At 40.1% G+C, this 13,600-nt stretch carries 14 protein-coding genes; 7 read left to right on the plus strand and 7 right to left on the minus strand.

The genetic code is table 11. The features are described from left to right. Positions 1 to 382: 382 nt before the first annotated feature. The 7 genes from Q0779_RS16285 (at position 383) to cyoE (ending at position 9,355) form a co-directional block, all read left to right on the plus strand. Positions 383 to 3,274 (plus strand): ExeM/NucH family extracellular endonuclease, encoded by a 2,892-nt coding sequence (locus tag Q0779_RS16285; protein WP_298774126.1) that lies wholly within the window; start codon positions 383 to 385, stop codon positions 3,272 to 3,274. 344 nt (positions 3,275 to 3,618) lie between these two features. Next, positions 3,619 to 4,059, plus strand: a complete 441-nt coding sequence (locus tag Q0779_RS16290; RefSeq protein ID WP_298774129.1) for a hypothetical protein — start codon at positions 3,619 to 3,621, stop codon at positions 4,057 to 4,059. 655 nt (positions 4,060 to 4,714) lie between these two features. Further along, positions 4,715 to 5,596: a ubiquinol oxidase subunit II gene (gene cyoA / locus Q0779_RS16295; RefSeq protein WP_298774130.1), complete on the plus strand. Its 882-nt coding sequence runs from the start codon at positions 4,715 to 4,717 to the stop codon at positions 5,594 to 5,596. A 1-nt stretch (position 5,597) separates the two neighbouring features. After that, a complete protein-coding gene (cyoB, locus tag Q0779_RS16300) occupies positions 5,598 to 7,568 on the plus strand; it encodes a cytochrome o ubiquinol oxidase subunit I (protein WP_298774132.1) in 1,971 nt (656 codons plus the stop codon). Further along, positions 7,561 to 8,184, plus strand: a complete 624-nt coding sequence (gene cyoC / locus Q0779_RS16305) for a cytochrome o ubiquinol oxidase subunit III (RefSeq protein WP_298774133.1) — start codon at positions 7,561 to 7,563, stop codon at positions 8,182 to 8,184. Before cyoB ends, cyoC begins: the two co-directional genes overlap by 8 nt. Further along, positions 8,181 to 8,507 (plus strand): cytochrome o ubiquinol oxidase subunit IV, encoded by a 327-nt coding sequence (gene cyoD, locus Q0779_RS16310; protein ID WP_298774135.1) that lies wholly within the window; start codon positions 8,181 to 8,183, stop codon positions 8,505 to 8,507. The genes cyoC and cyoD overlap by 4 nt, the downstream gene beginning before the upstream one ends. Continuing rightward, on the plus strand, positions 8,471 to 9,355 hold the full coding sequence (cyoE, locus tag Q0779_RS16315) for a heme o synthase (RefSeq protein ID WP_298774136.1): 885 nt from the start codon (positions 8,471 to 8,473) through the stop codon (positions 9,353 to 9,355). The genes cyoD and cyoE overlap by 37 nt, the downstream gene beginning before the upstream one ends. 114 nt (positions 9,356 to 9,469) lie before the next feature. On the opposite strand, the gene Q0779_RS16320 is transcribed toward cyoE, so the two are convergent. The 7 genes from Q0779_RS16320 to punR all read right to left on the minus strand — a co-directional run bounded on the left by Q0779_RS16320 (position 9,470) and on the right by punR (position 13,546). Next, complete coding sequence (locus Q0779_RS16320; RefSeq protein ID WP_298774137.1) at positions 9,470 to 9,808, minus strand: TusE/DsrC/DsvC family sulfur relay protein; 339 nt, start codon at positions 9,806 to 9,808, stop codon at positions 9,470 to 9,472. Next, positions 9,802 to 10,083 carry a sulfurtransferase complex subunit TusB gene (tusB, locus tag Q0779_RS16325; RefSeq protein ID WP_298774138.1) on the minus strand — a complete coding sequence of 94 codons (282 nt, stop codon included), beginning with the start codon at positions 10,081 to 10,083 and terminating at the stop codon, positions 9,802 to 9,804. The genes Q0779_RS16320 and tusB overlap by 7 nt, the downstream gene beginning before the upstream one ends. Next, entirely contained in the window at positions 10,083 to 10,439 is a 357-nt protein-coding gene (tusC, locus tag Q0779_RS16330; RefSeq protein ID WP_298774139.1) for a sulfurtransferase complex subunit TusC, read from the minus strand. Before tusC ends, tusB begins: the two co-directional genes overlap by 1 nt. Before the next feature lie 36 nt (positions 10,440 to 10,475). Next, entirely contained in the window at positions 10,476 to 10,865 is a 390-nt protein-coding gene (tusD, locus tag Q0779_RS16335; RefSeq protein WP_298774140.1) for a sulfurtransferase complex subunit TusD, read from the minus strand. Between the two features lie 73 nt (positions 10,866 to 10,938). Further along, on the minus strand, positions 10,939 to 11,619 hold the full coding sequence (locus Q0779_RS16340; RefSeq protein ID WP_298774141.1) for a pseudouridine synthase: 681 nt from the start codon (positions 11,617 to 11,619) through the stop codon (positions 10,939 to 10,941). A 106-nt stretch (positions 11,620 to 11,725) separates the two neighbouring features. After that, a complete protein-coding gene (locus Q0779_RS16345; RefSeq protein WP_298774142.1) occupies positions 11,726 to 12,385 on the minus strand; it encodes a Bax inhibitor-1/YccA family protein in 660 nt (219 codons plus the stop codon). Positions 12,386 to 12,643: 258 nt separating this feature from the next. Further along, positions 12,644 to 13,546 carry a DNA-binding transcriptional activator PunR gene (gene punR / locus Q0779_RS16350; RefSeq protein ID WP_298774144.1) on the minus strand — a complete coding sequence of 301 codons (903 nt, stop codon included), beginning with the start codon at positions 13,544 to 13,546 and terminating at the stop codon, positions 12,644 to 12,646. Between the last annotated feature and the right edge of the window lie 54 nt (positions 13,547 to 13,600).

Raw genomic sequence — 13,600 nt, forward strand, 5'->3', positions numbered from 1 at the left:
GAGGTTTTTTATTAAAAGAGTGAAATAATATTTGTATACTAGCCTATAAATACTATATTTACTTTGAATGAAGAAAGTTGTTGATAAAATTTTTTAAATTATATATGCAAAACGAACGATGATATATTTATTATGTCATTTAAAATGAAAAAGTAATGTTTTTCTGTCAAAAATGTGACCTAATACACAAATGTTCACATGACTAAGTCTCAATTGGTTTTTTATTGCTAATACGATTGCCGTAAAACGTTAGGGATAATATTCCTTGGTGAACATTAACAAGCTAAAATGAAATAAGACTGTCATCAATGGCAGTTATATTTACTGTTGCTTCTAATAACGGGAAGCCATCAATAAAAATAAAGACATTTAAGGGAATAATATGTTCATGAGAGATAGCTGCTTAATATTACTTCTAGGTTGTACATTGAATTCTGTTTATGCAGCAGAGCAGTTAATTATATCTGAGTACGTAGAAGGCAGTGGGAATAATAAGGCCGTGGAGTTATATAACACGAGTGATAATTTAATAAACTTAAATGGATACCAAATTCATTTCTATTTTAATGGAAATCAGCATTCAGGTACCAATATCGCTTTACGTGGAAGCGTTGAGGCTGGTGACGTCTTTGTTATTAGTGACGATGATGCCAGTGAGGCGATTTTGACTGTTACCGATATGACTTCATCAATGAGTTTTTTCAATGGTGATGATGCCGTTGTGTTGAGTTATCAAGGAGAAATCGTAGATAGTTTAGGCCAAGTGGGAACTGATCCTGGTGCTGAATGGGGGTCAGGGGAGCTTTCTACCAAAGATAATACCTTAAGGCGAAATGACGTTCAGCCTATAGCCGATATTATAGTGGATGATGAGGTTTCATTGGCAAATTGGTTTGGTTTCGAAAAAGATAACATCAGTGATCTAGGTTTATTTGGAGAAGGCACGCCAACAGAGCCTGAGCCAACAGAACCTTTAGTGTGTTTTGAACCTGCAATGCGTATTAATGAAATACAAGGTGCAGGTGTTGTCAGTGATTATGTTGGTGAGTCAGTGATTATAGAAGCTATTGTGGTGAGTAATAATGAATCTGGTTTTGATGGATTGTTTGTCCAGTCTCCTGATAGCGAACAAGATAGTGATCCATTCACTTCAGAAGGCATTTTTGTTTACACTGCTGACACTCCGCTAGGCTTTCAGCTGGGTGATAGAGTCCGCCTTAAAGGAACAGTGGAAGAGTATTCGACATTAACACAAGTGGCACAGGTGGAACAAAGTGTGTTGTGTGATACTCATCAAACCTTACCCAGTAGTCGGTTAGTGATGTTACCGAGAACAGATGATAGCCACTTTGAATCATTAGAAGGTATGCGAGTGCATTTTTCACAAAATCTAACGGTGAATGAAGTGTATAATTTGGGGCGCTATGGAGAAATTTTACTGGGTAGTGAGCGTCACTTTATTGGTACCCAAGTGGCAGAGCCCGGTGAGGAAGCATTAGCTATTACGGCTCGAAATGCCTTAGATTCAATCATACTAGATGATGGTTTAACAGCTCAAAATCCTGAAAGCATTCGTTTTCCTGCTCCAGAGCTAAGCGCTGAAAATACCGTAAGAGTGGGTGATATGGTGACGGATTTACATGCCATTATGCACTATGGATTTGGTGCTTATCGTCTATTACCGACAGAAAGTGTGAATTTCATTGCCATTAATCAGCGAACAGCTTCGCCGACATTACCAGAGGAAAGAGACGTTGTTTTGGCGAGTTTTAATGTGCTTAACTTTTTCAATGGTGATGGTCTTGGTGGCGGGTTTCCAACTGCTCGGGGGGCAAATGATCTGCTTGAGTTTGAACGTCAGCGGGCCAAAATTGTGGCCGCAATGTTAGCCATTAATGCCGATGTTTTCGGGTTAATGGAAATTGAAAATGATGGCTTTGATCGTTATTCTGCGATTGCGCATTTAGTTGATGCTTTAAATGACCAAGTTGGGAGTGAGCGCTATGGATTTATCTCACCTAGGCTGTCGCGTCTAGGAGATGATGAGATTTCGGTCGGTTTAATATACCGTATCGATACTGTCATGCCATTAGGTGAAGCTCAGATCTTGTCCAGTGATAATTCTCCCGTAGATGAGTTGGGTGTGCCCTTATTCAATGATGACAAGAATCGACCTATGTTAACGCAGTTATTTGGACTAGTCGATGATGACGGTGTTGTTTTTGATGAGAAATTTACGGAGCAAAATCACCAAGGTGTTATTGCACAAAATGCTTCTGCTGAATTTGTGGTGGCGGTGAATCATTTTAAATCGAAGGGAAGCAGTTGCAGCAGCATTGGGGACCCAGATCTTAATGATGGACAAGGAAACTGTAACCTGACACGAAAACGAGCTGCGATGGCTGCATCTCAGTGGTTATCGACGACGTATGCGGATAATAATATTGTATTGATGGGGGATTTAAATGCCTATGCACAAGAAGATCCTCTCACTGAATTGCGTTTATCTGGATTTTATGAGCTGTTTGATTATTTTGATAAAAATGATGCATATACCTATATTTACTCGGGGGAGTCTGGACAGTTAGATCATGCATTAGTGAATGAGGCACTCTTAGATGCTGTGATTGATGTGACACATTGGCATATTAATACCGATGAGCCTAGAGTATTAGATTATAATTTGGAGTTTAAAACTGCGTCTCAACAAGAAGATTTATATAGTGACGGTCCTTTTCGCTCGTCAGATCATGATCCCGTACTGGTTTCTTTGCAGTTTAGTGAGCCTAATCTAGCACCAATTGCTCGTTTTGATTTTTATCAAAATAGGGGATGGCTGAATGTCGAGAGTACATCTTACGATCTTGATGGTGACATTTTAAGCCATGAATGGGATTTTGGTGATGGGCACGTGGGGAGCGGTGTTAATGTTTCCCATGAGTATACGCAAAGCGGGGAATATACGGTGACATTAACGGTGACTGACGATGGTGGCTTGACGCATTCACAGACTCAAACAGTTCAAGTGATTATTACGCCTGAAGGAAAAGCACCCACTGCGATTATTCAACATCAGGCTTGGTGGTTTATTCATTTATTTACATCTTTGAGTGTTGATGAAGATGGTCATATTGAAAGCCAGTCTTGGCGTTTTGATGACGGTTTTGTATCAAGTTTTCCTTGGGTTATTCGTTTTGATAGTCAAAATCATCATGTTGAGTTGACTGTTGTGGATAATGATGGCTTAGACAATACAGCTGAGCTGTATTATTAGGTTTGTTTGCGTGGGATCTTGTTAGGTTTTATTATTGAATGATGAGTAGTACACCCTAACGCAGTGTCATGGTGATATTTTGATGTTGCGTTAGGGACTTGCCGCCTTGACATTTTTTATTCTCAATTCATCTGCAGTTTTTCTCAAATCATCTATAGTCAATAGTAGAGTGTTTATCATTAAAATCTAAGCCTTTTATTGTGTTGGATAGAATGAATGCTAAAGCAAATCAATAAATATACAGCAGTAGCAAATTTAGGAAGAGCGATATGCTACAACCCCCAATTTTTTTGAGTGCATTGATTTTAATTTGTGGGGGAGGATCTTGTTTAAAGGTGTATGGAATGAGCGATGAAAATAACATTTTTAATCGTGAGTTGAGAGGTCGCCTACTGACAGATAAGCCCACTTTAAGTGATAGCAATGTATGTAAAATGCCTGATGGACTGAATAAGTTGAAGCTCGTGTTTGTGACTGATCCCCAATATGCGCCTTATAATCCTTTTGCAAATGCACTTATTGAGATGGATTTTACCAAAAGAAGTTATGTGTTTGTGGAATTACAAAGGAAGCGATCATTTATCGGGGCATATCAATACCGAAAACTGGCTCAAAATGTGGGTTATCTTGAAGGAAAAGACGCCATTGGTTCGCATATCCTACGTTATTCGATTACTTTTGTATGTAAAAATGCATTTGAAGGACATTATATATACAGTCAGGCGCAGGAAGGGGCTTTATTTGATATTAACCAAAATATGGGGCGCTATTATATTTACCCGTAATAACATGATCTTAGTTAATTCGTTACTGGATTATATGTGTTTGAATACCGTTAACTTAATATATTAGGTTTGACCAGTATAAATGATTTTAATTGTAAGTATACATTGTTTAATAAAATGTACTCTTTTGTTTTTTATTTTGCGTTCTTAGTGTTATATTTGTTTTTTTTGGTTGCAACTATTTTGTTTTAATATTTAAAATTAAAACAAACTGAGTGAATAATATTTCTTTTCTTTCGATGAAAAAAGAAATAGGAGCTAAAAAATCAATGTTGATATTTTTATTTTGATTGTTCTTAAAGATTGTCTTATATTACTGCGTGGAAAATAAGACTGTGGGATGATAATTCCTATGAATATCGAAGTGATATCAATAGGATTAATTTATGGTTTTTCTAGTAACCCTATTGAAAACAACATCTAAAGGTCACCTTTCGATGTTTTTTTTGTATTTTAATGGGGAACTTTACACTCTCGTGTAAATATTTTGTGTTTGCTGTTATTAATTAAGTGTAAGGAAAACGAAGTCAATAACATTAAAGGTTAAAATAGATAAATAATATGACATACCCAACAATGTGTGACTGTAACGCTATTTTTAGTCGTCACTTGTGAAGGTGTGCGTACTCTTAAAACTTTCTAATCGAGTTGTAAAATGAATATATGTAAAAAATATATTTTTTGGTTAATCATACCATTAACTATGCTATTAAGTGGTTGTAATATGGGAACCCTTGATCCAAAAGGTCAAGTGGCTGCCGATGAAAAATCACTGATTATTACCGCGACATTACTCATGTTAATTGTTGTGATCCCCGTTCTCGTTATGACCTTTGTTTTTGCATGGAAATATCGGGAAAGCAATACCAAATCGACTTACTTACCCAATTGGTGTCATTCCAATAAGATTGAGTTTTGGGTATGGGGGATCCCTTGTGTCATTATTTTGATATTGGGCATCATTACATGGCGTACAACTCACGAATTAGATCCGTACAAACCGCTTGATAGCGATGTGCAGCCTATCACCATTGAGGTGGTTGCATTGGATTGGAAATGGTTGTTTATCTATCCCGAACAGAAGATTGCAACAATCAACCATATTGAGTTCCCTGAAAATGTACCAGTGAATTTCAAAATCACCTCTGATGCACCAATGAATTCGTTTTTTATTCCAAGATTGGGTGGGCAAATTTACGCCATGGCAGGAATGACGACCTTATTACATCTGATTGCTAATGAGCAGGGCACTTATCGTGGCATGTCAGCCAATATCAGTGGGGAAGGTTTCTCTGATATGACATTTACTGCTACGGCGACCTCTAAACAAGGCTTCACCGATTGGGTGAATAAAGTGAAAGCATCGGATCAGTATTTAGATAAGGAAAAATATAACACTCTGTTAGATAAGAGTATTGCCGATCCTATTCAGTATTTCTCCAATGTTGAACCGAATTTGTTTGGTCAAATTGTACATAAGTACATGATGCCAGGCATGCAAGATGATGATCATAAGTTTATTTTAAGGCAGGAATAAGATGTTTGGTAAATTAACCTGGGATTCTATCCCTTGGGATATTCCGTTACCTATGGCTGCAGTGACAATGATGATTGCTATTGTGATCTTGATTGCTGTGTTGGTAACAAAAGCGGGCAAATGGGGTTATTTGTGGCATGAGTGGATAACCTCTGTTGATCATAAGAAAATCGGTATTATGTATATGCTGGTGGCCTTTGTCATGATGTTACGGGGCTTTTCCGATGCGATTATGATGCGCCTGCAATTGGCCATTGCTTCGGGCAGCGAAGGATATCTCCCACCTGAGCATTATGACCAAATCTTTACCGCCCATGGCGTGATTATGATTTTCTTTGTGGCGATGCCACTGGTGATCGGACTTATCAATATTGTTGTTCCGCAACAAATTGGTGCACGTGATGTCGCATTTCCCTTTTTGAACTCCTTAAGTTTTTGGTTATTTTTTGTCGGTATGGCATTGGTTAACATTTCATTAGGAGTAGGAGAGTTTGCTAAAACCGGTTGGTTGGCTTATCCACCTTTGTCTGAATTAGGCACCAGTCCGGGTGTGGGGGTGGATTACTATATTTGGAGCTTACAAATCGCGGGTGTGGGCACCTTGATGACAGGGATTAACTTCTTTGTCACCATAATGAAAATGCGCTGTCCTGGTATGACATTGATGCGTATGCCCATTTTTACTTGGACGGCATTATTCACCAACATTCTGATCATTGCTGCTTTCCCTGTATTGACTGTGACGCTTGCATTATTAGCCCTGGATCGTTACATCGGGACACATTTCTTTACTGCCACTGCTGGCGGCGATCAAATGATGTACGTTAACTTGATTTGGATCTGGGGTCATCCAGAAGTTTATATTCTTATTTTGCCCGCTTTTGGTGTGTTTTCTGAAGTGGTGAGTACTTTTGCTCGCAAGAAGCTTTTTGGTTATACATCAATGGTCTATGCCTCAGCCGTGATTGCGGTATTGGCATTCAGCGTTTGGCTGCATCACTTCTTTACCATGGGGTCGGGGGCCAACGTTAACGCCTTCTTTGGTATTGCCACCATGATTATTTCTATTCCTACCGGGGTGAAAATATTTAACTGGCTGTTTACCATCTATCGTGGTCGTTTAAAAATTAACTTACCGATCATGTGGACGCTAGCCTTCTTATCGACCTTTACCATAGGCGGTATGACAGGAGTGTTATTGGCTGTTCCGGGCGCAGATTTCTTATTACACAACAGTTTGTTCCTTATTGCGCACTTCCATAACGTGATTATCGGTGGTGTGGTATTTGGTATGTTTGCGGGTTACAGCTACTGGTTCCCGAAAGCGGTTGGTTTTACCTTGGATGAGAAGTGGGGTAAACGTGCGTTTTGGTTATGGGTTTCAGGTTTCTACTTTGCCTTTATTCCGCTCTATGCACTTGGCTTCATGGGCATGACACGTCGTTTAAGCCATTATGATCCATCGACTGGATGGCAGCCGCTATTATTGGTTGCGCTAGCCGGTGCGGTGCTCATCATGTTTGGTATTGGTTGTCAACTTGTTCAGCTCTATGTGAGTATTCGTGACCGCCATTTAAATCAAGATGTGACAGGCGATCCATGGGATGGTCGTACCCTTGAATGGGCTACCAGTTCTCCTCCTGCAAACTATAACTTCCCATTCACTCCTGTGGTTGAAGATCGTGATTGTTTCTGGGATGAAAAAGAGAAAAATAATGGCAAGCGTCCAAAAGAGACACGCCAATATGTTGACATTCATATGCCGCGTAATACGGGAGCCGGCGTCATTATCTCTGCTTTTTCCTTGGTTTTTGGCTTTGCAATGATTTGGCATATTTGGTGGCTAGCGGGTGTCGGTTTACTGGGGATGTTTGTGAGCTTAATTCAACGCTGTTTTGAAACTGATGTGGATTACTACATACCAGCGGCGGAAGTGGAAGCGACTGAAAAATTGAGGGTACATAATGTCTAGTGTAGCAGTGGACACACAACAGCATCAAAGTGATCATGGCCATGATCACGAACATGATGAAAGTTCAACCACTATTTTTGGTTTTTGGATTTATATCATGAGTGACTGCATATTGTTCGCAACTTTGTTTGCAACCTATGCAGTATTGAGCAGTAACACTTTTGGTGGACCTGCAGGTCACGAAATTTTCAGTATGCCTTTCGTGCTCGTTGAAACGTTTTTACTGCTAACCAGTAGCTTTACTTATGGTTTAGCTATGCTGGCTATGCATAAAGATAAGTCTAAGCAAGTGGTAGGTTGGCTAGTGGTGACCTTCTTACTCGGGCTAGGTTTCATCTGTATGGAGCTGTATGAGTTCCATGAATTGATCACTGAGGGTCATGGCTGGCAAACCAGTGGTTTCCTATCGGCGTTCTTTGGCTTAGTGGCCACGCACGGTTTACATGTAACCTTAGGCCTTATCTGGATGATAGTGATGATGTATAGCGTATTACGTCATGGCTTAACGAAGCAGGTGAAGACACGCTTAACGTGCTTAAGTCTGTTCTGGCATTTCCTTGATATTATCTGGATTTGTGTATTTACAGTTGTTTATCTGATGGGGGCGATTACATGAGCCAGTCTAATGTCACCAGTAGCGGCGCCGATCATGGCACGTTAAAATCGTATATTGTGGGCTTTTTATTGTCGATTTTATTGACCGTTATCCCTTATTACTTAGTGGTTGAGCAAAGTCTACCGACGGTTACATTGGTTTTACTTGTCGTCGCTTTTGGTTTCGTTCAGTTATTAGTGCAATTAATTTTCTTTTTGCACTTAAACACTAAATCTGAGAAAGGTTGGAACTTTCAATCATTTGTGTTTACCGCGTTGATTGTAGTCATTCTACTTGCAGGCTCATTATGGATCATGTACAACCTCAGAATAAACATGATGTAGTCAGATTAAGCTCGCTTATTTCAGTGACAAAGCCTGGGATTATCCTGGGCAACCTTATCACTGTGATAGGCTGCTTCTTTCTTGCGTCAAAAGGAGAGTGGCATGCCGCTCTTCTGTTTAAAGTCATCATAGGGATCAGCTTAGTCATTGCCTCTGGTTGTGTTTTTAATAATTACATAGACAAAGACATTGATAAGTTGATGGAGCGTACGCAAACTCGCGTCATGGTACGTGGGTTGCTACCAGATTGGTTTGCGCTAAGTTACGGTGTGTTGTTAGGCGGTCTAGGCTTTGCCTTTTTAGCCAGCATTAACTTATTGACACTCGTAATGGGGGCTATTGGCTTTATTTTCTATGTGGGTGTATATAGCTTATGGGCTAAGCGTCATACTGAATATGGCACTGTAATCGGTGCTGTATCAGGTGCGATGCCGATGGCTGTAGGATATTGTGCAGTCAGCAATCATGTGGATGCTGGAGTGCTAACGCTGATTTTAATCAGCATTTTGTGGCAAATCCCTCATTCTTATGCGATTGGCGTGTTTCGTTCTAAGGATTATCGCAATGCGAGTATTCCTATTTTATCGGTAACAAGAGCGATATCGACAGTCAAAGTACACAGTTTGGCGTACATTATCGCGTTCAGTGTGGCATGTGTCGCACTGTATGCACTAGGGTATGCAGGTAATATTTATCTGATTTCGATGCTTGTACTCAGTGCTTGGTGGGTCAAACTGGCTTGTGAAGGTTTTTCTGCTGAAGATGATAAAAAGTGGGCGAAGAAGATGTTTTTCTTCTCCATCATTATTATCAGTATCTTTAGTTTGCTAATTGGCTTAGGTTTATAAGCGAATAGAGACTGCGTGAGTCATAAAACCATTAAAAAAGGAATGATGTTTTAAGCATCATTCCTTTTTTGTTTGGCGTATCCTAAATATGTCGATGATGTTTATCCATTCAAATTAAATGCATTTGGCCGGTTTTGGTAGACCTGCAATTTTAGTGGCTTGTTTAGCGGGGCCTTGTGGAAACAGCGTATACAAATATTTAGAGTTGCCTTTCTCACTGCCTAAGGTCTGCCCTATTGCTTTAACTAATACGCGAATGGCTGGGCTGGTTTTATATTCTAGGTAAAAATCACGTACAAAATTAATGACTTCCCAGTGAGCATCCGTAAGTTGAATATTGTCTAATTGTGCAATAACCTCGCCCAGCTCGGGAGACCAGTCGGTGACATTTTTCAAGTAACCTTGGTGATCGATTTCAATTTGTTGGTGATTAAATGTAATATGGTTTACCACGTGATGACCTTTTCGTGCTTGAGTGTTTGGTTGATAAATTCGTTATAATCTATGATGTTAAAGTGGGATAATCGAGAGGCTAATCCTCTGGCAACCACATCGTCTTTTAATAAATAAATCCTATACATTTTAAGCTGTTCTTGCCATGGTGTTTGTAATAAGGCGTAAAGCCCATTGCCGCTAAATAATAGGCTGTCATGGCTTGCAGCAAAGCGAAGGCAAGTCGCTAGGGCATTGTCTTCTGTGGCTGAATGTTGAATGTGATGTAAAATCATTAAAATACCCAAACTTGATCGGCAGTTTGTAATTGCTTTTGAATGCTGTCAGGTTGACAAACTGTGGTGGGAATAAAAAAGTCATCATCAGTTAACCCAAAAGTATCCATGCTCTCTTGGCACACGAGAATAGTGTCTATGTCGTATAAGGGTAATGCTTTAAAGGTGGCGATATAATCTTTACAGCCGATATGTTCAGGGGCCTGATTTTTGAGTAAGTTAAACAGGCCATCAGAGGTAAAAATTAAGCTGACTTCTTGCTCATAACTCGCGCTGAGTAAGGCAAGATCCAATCCTTCTCTACCCGAAGCATTATCATGGGGGCCTTTTCTGAAAATAATAGTCACTTTTTTCATTTGGTTTCCTGGACGCTTTTTCTTAAAAGCTTTTTCTTAAAAACTGAGCAATCTATCGGCTTTTTCAATACCCGTTACCAGTTCACCTAACCCTGCCATGGTAAAAGGGGGCTGCATATTCCAGTGTGAATAGCCATTGTCTTTCGCTTCGGTTTCGGCGATCACACCACGTCTTAGCGCTGCCGATGCGCAATTGACCAAAGGGATTTGGTATTGTTCGCTTAAGGTTTGCCAAGCAGCATGTAAATCAAACTCATCATTAGCCGGTGTATTAAGTTGACTGGTATTGAACACCCCGTCTTGGTAAAAGAAAATATGTAAGACATTATGGCCAGCCTCTAATACCGCTTTTGTGCAACGATAAGCTCGATAGCTAGCACTGGTACTGTATGCGGGGCTGTTGACTTGTATGATAAATTTGCTCATGTAAAAAAGGGTATACTTTAAAATAATGTGTCTATGGTAACGCAAAATCGACAATGAGGGGATTTTTTGTGTGTTAACCCTGGTTAGGAGCATTGATCTGCTTGAGGTGACTGTTTTCGATATAGTTAGCGATATTTTCAACGTTACCTGGCTGTAATTGTTTTAAATGAATATTGCCAATGCGTACGCGAATTAATCGCAACGTCGGTGATCCTACTGCGGCGGTCATTTTACGTATTTGTCGATTTTTTCCTTCACTTAGGCAGATGCTTATCCAGCTGGTGGGACCGTGTCTTGCATCGCGAATTTTTCGGCCCCGTGGTGGAAGTTTGGGCTCAGTGTTAAGTCGACGTACTTGGCAAGGCAAGGTTCGATACTTTTCGCCTTTAATGCCTATGTCCACGCCGGTTTGCAATTTTCTGATCGCATTCTCATTAATTTCGCCATCGAGCTGTACCCAATATTCTTTTTCAACATGTTTACCGCAAATATTATAGCTAAATTGACCGTCGGTGGTGAGCAATAATAACCCCTCAGAGTCATGATCGAGTCGACCAACGGCCATGGTTTTTTCAGGGAAAGGATAAAGATCACCTAATACTGGTTTGGGTCTTTTGGCTTCTTGTACAAATTGACTCAAGCATCCATAGGGTTTGAACAACTTAAAGTATTGCTGGACAGGCGCTAACTCTTCTGGATTTAAGGAGTCAATTGGCGTTGAACTCAGTATGGGAGTGGGTTGGTTATTTGTCATTGGGATCACAAGGTTTCAAGTTTGTCATGAAAGGGATAACAAAAAAGGCCCGATGAGGGCCTTTAAATGGAGCTCTGAATTATTATTCTGAGCAGTTAAACGATGATTAATCGTTATTACCAATGCCCATCAAGTTAAGCAGGGCGATAAATAGATTAATAAAATCTAAATATAATGAAACCGTTGCTCGAATATAGTTGGTTTCACCGCCATTAACGATGCGGCTCGTATCGTATAAAATAAAGCCGGTCATTAACAATGCAAGTCCAGCATTCATTGCCATAAATACCGGTCCACTACCGAGGAAAATATTGACAATAGAACCGACAATGACAATCACAAGACCTGCCACTAAGAAGCCTCTCATGAATGAAAAGTCTTTTTTAGTGGTAATGGCATAACCCGATAGTGTGATAAAAATCAGTGAGGTTAGTCCTAATGCTTGCATGATAAGCTGTGGCCCATTGGCCATGCCTGCATAATGGTTAAGGATGTAACCTAAAGAGGCACCTTGCATCCCAGTAAAAGCAAAAACCCAAAAAATACCCGATTGACCTTCGGCTTTTCTTAGCGTGACAAAAAGCAAGATTAAACTGCCAATAGAAAGTCCAAGAGACATCATTGGCCCAATTGCCATTGCCATTGCCAAGCCGGCACAAACGGCTGAAAAGGCTAATGTCATTGACAATAACATGTAGGTATTTTTTAAAAGTTTGTTTACTTGCAGTCTTGATTGATCAGCAGAATAAACCGTTTGTTGTGACATAGCTTTCTCCAAAAACAGATTGATTAAGCAAAGACAGTGTAGTGATAAAGGTGCTACTGTTCTAACATCCTGTTATTTTACAAAATCACTTACTAATTAATTAAATCATACCTCAGCCAGCGTCAAGGTTAAAGAGAGTCTGGTTAAAGTTTATACAGAAATGGCAGAAATGTCAGATAAATCGATTTTTTTGCTCATTTGTGTTCATTTAAGTCACTAACAGATCAGTAGAGTAGGCATTAAAAGAGGAATACTTTGTTAATCTAACCAATCTTTATGCAGTTTTTTGGTATCACCTAAATAATCTAATACCCAAGCCATTGCGGGAGACTGATTAGCAGCGTTCCAAGCGAGGCAACAAGGACTGGGGGCTTTTGGTCGTTCAAGTTGCTTTTCAATTAAGGCGCCGGTTTTAATAAAAGGTGCCGCAAAATGCATTGGCATATAGCCTATTCCTAGTCCTTCACGGAAACAGTTAATGGCACGGATCCAGTCTGGCACCACTAAACGGCGCTGATTTTCCAGCAGCCATGTCATGCGCTTGGGAATTTCTCTGGAGGTATCTTCTAAACAAATGGAAGGATATGGGCGCATTTCATCATCTTGCAGTGGTCGTGTAATTGCGGCTAATGGGTGGTGGTGACTCACTAGAAAAGCCCATTCAATTTCGCCCATGTCTTTAAAGTGAAACTCCCCTCCAACGGGGATGGCAGTGGTCGCCCCAATGGCAATATCACTGCGCTTAGTAGCAATGGATTCCCATACGCCATTAAATACTTCGATGCGAATAATAAGTTCGACATTTTTGAACGTACGATAAAAGTCAGCAATTAATGTGCTAATCTTGTCGGCGCGAACAATATTGTCAAAGGCGATGGACAAGGTGGGTTGCCAGCCATTGGCAATGCGTTTGGTATCACTGCGCATTTCTTCCATGTTAGTTAGCAAGCTGCGAGAATGTTTAACAAAATATTCGCCAGCAGGGGTGAGGCTGACGCTACGGTGGTGGCGCTCAAATAATATCACGCCTAATTCTTCTTCTACTTGTTTTACGGCATAACTGACCGCAGAAGGTACTTTGTGTAATTTATTGGCTGCAGCAGTGAAACTGCCGACACGCGCGACCATATCGATAAGTTGAAGTGATTGTTCTGAGAGCATTATCGGCAATTCCTTGCTATGAGATTATTTGATAGCTAAGTTCAAAAATAAACG

This window comes from uncultured Shewanella sp. (genome assembly GCF_947491715.1).
GTDB lineage: Bacteria > Pseudomonadota > Gammaproteobacteria > Enterobacterales > Shewanellaceae > Shewanella.

Coding starts and splice junctions, on each gene's coding strand:
- Q0779_RS16285 (WP_298774126.1), top strand. CDS start 383: ATGTTCATGAGAGATAGCTGCTTAATATTACTTCTAGGTTGTACATTG.
- Q0779_RS16290 (WP_298774129.1), top strand. CDS start 3,619: ATGAGCGATGAAAATAACATTTTTAATCGTGAGTTGAGAGGTCGCCTA.
- cyoA (WP_298774130.1), top strand. CDS start 4,715: ATGAATATATGTAAAAAATATATTTTTTGGTTAATCATACCATTAACT.
- cyoB (WP_298774132.1), top strand. CDS start 5,598: ATGTTTGGTAAATTAACCTGGGATTCTATCCCTTGGGATATTCCGTTA.
- cyoC (WP_298774133.1), top strand. CDS start 7,561: ATGTCTAGTGTAGCAGTGGACACACAACAGCATCAAAGTGATCATGGC.
- cyoD (WP_298774135.1), top strand. CDS start 8,181: ATGAGCCAGTCTAATGTCACCAGTAGCGGCGCCGATCATGGCACGTTA.
- cyoE (WP_298774136.1), top strand. CDS start 8,471: ATGGATCATGTACAACCTCAGAATAAACATGATGTAGTCAGATTAAGC.
- tusB (WP_298774138.1), bottom strand. CDS start 10,083: ATGATTTTACATCACATTCAACATTCAGCCACAGAAGACAATGCCCTA.
- tusC (WP_298774139.1), bottom strand. CDS start 10,439: ATGAAAAAAGTGACTATTATTTTCAGAAAAGGCCCCCATGATAATGCT.
- tusD (WP_298774140.1), bottom strand. CDS start 10,865: ATGAGCAAATTTATCATACAAGTCAACAGCCCCGCATACAGTACCAGT.
- Q0779_RS16340 (WP_298774141.1), bottom strand. CDS start 11,619: ATGACAAATAACCAACCCACTCCCATACTGAGTTCAACGCCAATTGAC.
- Q0779_RS16345 (WP_298774142.1), bottom strand. CDS start 12,385: ATGTCACAACAAACGGTTTATTCTGCTGATCAATCAAGACTGCAAGTA.
- punR (WP_298774144.1), bottom strand. CDS start 13,546: ATGCTCTCAGAACAATCACTTCAACTTATCGATATGGTCGCGCGTGTC.